Source organism: Streptomyces sp. 13-12-16, from assembly GCF_002114215.1.
Taxonomy (GTDB): Bacteria; Actinomycetota; Actinomycetes; order Streptomycetales; family Streptomycetaceae; genus Streptomyces.
Map to the genome: position 1 here is coordinate 1 of NZ_NCTE01001063.1, position 1,074 is coordinate 1,074.

The window sequence follows — 1,074 nt, forward strand, 5'->3', positions numbered from 1 at the left end:
CCGCGTGACCGGCCCGCCCGGCCGCGCCGAGCGGCCCGCCGCAGGAGGAGACCCCGCATGGCCGAGCCCGCCCCCCTGACCCTGACGGAGGCGTTCGCCGCCCTGGGCACCGCGCGGGGGCGGCAGGACCCCTACCCGCTGTACGAGGCGATCCGCGCCCACGGCGACCTCGCCCGGCGCGGACCCGGCAAGCTGGTCGTCACCGGGTACGACGAGTGCGCCCGCGCCCTGCGCGACAACAGCCTGTACGTCCAGGACCGTACGGCCTACGACGCCGCCGGTCCGGCCTGGCGCTCCCACTCCTCCCTGCGCGCCTTCACCAGCTCCATGCTCTACAGCAACGGGCCCGACCACACCCGTCTGAGGTCCCTGGCCGCCTTCGCCTTCACCCCGCCCCGGGTGCGCGAACTCGCCTCGGTGGTCGAGGACATGGCCGACCGCCTCCTGGACCGCATGGCCCACCTCGGCGCCGGTGGCAGCCCCGTCGACGTCATCGCCGAGTTCGCCTCCCGGCTGCCCATCGCCGTCATCGGCGCCCTGCTCGGCTTCCCCGAGGAGGACCAGGTCTGGTTCCGGGAGATGGCCTCCACCATCGCCGTGTCCACCGACGGCCTCTCCGACCCCACGGCCCTGAACCGGGCCGACGCCGCGATGGACGCCCTCGCCGGCTACTTCGGCCGGCTCGCCGACGAGCGCCGCCGCAGGCCCGCCGACGACCTCCTCACCCTCCTCGTCGCGACCCACGACGACGACCCGGAGCGGCTCGGCCACGAAGAGCTGATGGGCAACCTCATGGTGCTGCTCACCGCCGGCTTCGAGACCACCAGCTTCCTCATCGGCCACGGCCTGATGATCGCCCTGGACCACGCCCCGTACGCGCGGAGGCTGTGCGACGACGCGGACTTCGCCGACGCCTACGTCGAGGAGATCCTGCGCTACGAGCCGCCCGTCCACGTCACCAGCCGCTGGGCCGCGAAGGACACCGAGCTGCTCGGCACCGCCGTCCCGCGCGGCACCCGGCTCACCCTGATCCTGGCCGCCGCCAACCGCGACCCGCGCCGCTTCACCGCGCCG

The 1,074-nt window shown here is 74.6% G+C and carries 1 protein-coding gene; it reads left to right on the forward strand.

Annotated features, from left to right (window positions below):
* Positions 1-57: 57 nt before the first annotated feature.
* Positions 58-1,074 (forward strand): cytochrome P450 (locus B7767_RS35150; RefSeq protein ID WP_085575617.1); only part of this gene is annotated, 1,017 nt, incomplete at its 3' end.